The sequence below is a fragment of the Acetivibrio sp. MSJd-27 genome (genome assembly GCF_018918095.1).
In the GTDB taxonomy this organism is placed as follows: domain Bacteria; phylum Bacillota; class Clostridia; order UMGS1840; family HGM11507; genus HGM11507.
This window is the reverse complement of the sequence record NZ_JAHLPV010000090.1, coordinates 1-1,503: the sequence shown is the minus strand read 5'-3', so window position 1 is coordinate 1,503 and position 1,503 is coordinate 1. Positions and strand designations below refer to the sequence as shown.

The following is a 1,503-nucleotide window of genomic DNA, read 5'->3' as shown; positions in this document are numbered from 1 at the left end:
AGTCCCCAACCCGTCAAAATAGTACAGGTTTCCCTCAGAGGACAAGGCCAGCGCCCCGACGCTGAAATTCCGGATCTGTTTGACCTCCCCGGTCTCCCAGTCCACCGCGGAAAGCTCACGCCCCACATTGGTATAAATCAGCCCGTCTTTCCCCAATATCACGTCAAAAGGCATCCATCTGGCTGACGTGAGCAGGCTTGCCGTGGCCGTTCCCACCGGTATCTCCTTCTCAATACGCAAGTCCGACGGATTCATGATTGCCAGCGTCTTCTGCAGCCCCACCATGATCTTTCCGTTGGGAAGCAGGGTGAGTCCTCCGGCGAAATACTGCCGCCGGGTATCAGTGGCCAAACGGATATCCACAACCTGTTCCACTGTTCCCGTAGCCGCGTCCATGCGGAACAGTTTTGCCGGCGCGTCATAGGGTGTTGTGTTCAGGCCTCCCTGTACATTTGTCGAACCGTACACTTTCCCGTCTATGTATAAAAGCCCCGCGATACTCTGGTTGGGAACCGGCTGTTCCACAATCCGTACAGCTCCTGTCTGTTTATTGTAAAACGCCACGTCACCGCCCAAATAGCCGTAGTTGGGAACACTTCCCCAGATGATGTCGGTATCTCCGTCCGCAATCAAAAACGCCCGGTCCTGATGGGTTGACATTGCCCCCAGCTTTCTGGGATTCTTTCCGCTTACCGCCGGCTGGCTGAAATCTATCTCCTGCAGATAGGCGCCGCCGCCGTACATGCCGGTATAATATTTTCCGTCTATATAAGCGATTCCCTCGATCTGGGTGCTGGGATACTCCGCCTTAATCTCGTCCTTCCCGGTATCGTACAGTACCGCCTTGGCTCCCATATAAGCGCTGAGCAGGATCTCATTCTCCCCGCCCTCCTGCAACGTTCTTATCTGCATCGGTCCGTAGGGCAGTTCCTCCTTGCGGAAGGTCATGGTCTGCTTCTCAAAATTGTACAGCAACATACCGCTGTCGTTCGCCCCTGCAACAATCGTTTTCCCGGGATAATTCACCTGATCCTTCAGTGTCACGATTTTCGGTTTCACCATATAGGTGGTCTTGTAAGCCGTTTTTGTCAGCTGCGTTTCCTCACCTGTCTCCAGATTGCAGCGGAACATAGCGGAACCTCCCCTCACCTGCTTGGAAGCATAGACAGCCTCCCCATCAAAATCAGTATAGTGCAGATGGTTGGAGCTTTTCAGATAATTCACCCACTCCCGTTTTTCCATGTCGAACACACAATCGTAATATGGAGTTTTCTCCCCTATGATCACCTTGCATTTCGCAATGGCATACTTGCCTGCCTGGGACATGACATAAAAATTCTGCACCTGATCCGAGGCGAACACACCCGGATTGTTCGGCTTCGGCATCTCTGTCGCCTGGCCGGTTTTGGTATCATACTCAACAAAGTTGCATATCATCGCGCCGGTTCCGGTGTCCTGATAGCCAAACGCGCCAGCATAAATTTTGTCATCATAGATGGACAT

At 52.7% G+C, this 1,503-nt stretch carries 1 protein-coding gene; it reads right to left on the bottom strand.

The features are described from left to right. A partial coding sequence (locus KQI32_RS13220) for a hypothetical protein (RefSeq protein WP_216426107.1) occupies window positions 1-1,503 on the bottom strand: 1,503 nt, incomplete at both ends.